1 protein-coding gene is annotated in these 359 nt (G+C 32.0%); it reads right to left on the minus strand.

Annotation, left to right across the window (positions count from 1 at the left end; all coding sequences use genetic code 11):
* Positions 1-11 precede the first annotated feature (11 nt).
* A complete protein-coding gene (locus A0739_RS09880) occupies positions 12-299 on the minus strand; it encodes a WXG100 family type VII secretion target (protein WP_061587820.1) in 288 nt (95 codons plus the stop codon).
* Between the last annotated feature and the right edge of the window lie 60 nt (positions 300-359).

Consider the following 359-nt stretch of genomic DNA (forward strand, 5'->3'; position numbering starts at 1 on the left):
CTTATAAAAAATTAATGGATCTGTGCTGCAATATCTTGGTCAGTTCGCTCAATGATGTCAGCAACTTTAACCAACTGAGCATTGATATCTTGAAGTAATTGTGCAAATTCTTTAATTTTTGGAGACAATTCATTGAATTGTGCTTCAAAACTATCAAAAGCAGAACCGTCCCAATTTTCAGCAATAACTGCTTGCTCACGAGTCAAGTCATTAAGAACTTGGGTCACATTTTCAGAACCACTAGTATATTTAGTTGCAGACTGACGAAGGTCTTCTGGAGTTAATTTAATTTGTGCCATATTTTTCTCCTTAAAATAAATAATGATAATGTAATTGTAACAATTAATATCTATAATTTC

The sequence above is a fragment of the Streptococcus oralis genome, from assembly GCF_001588645.1.
GTDB lineage: Bacteria > Bacillota > Bacilli > Lactobacillales > Streptococcaceae > Streptococcus > Streptococcus oralis_AB.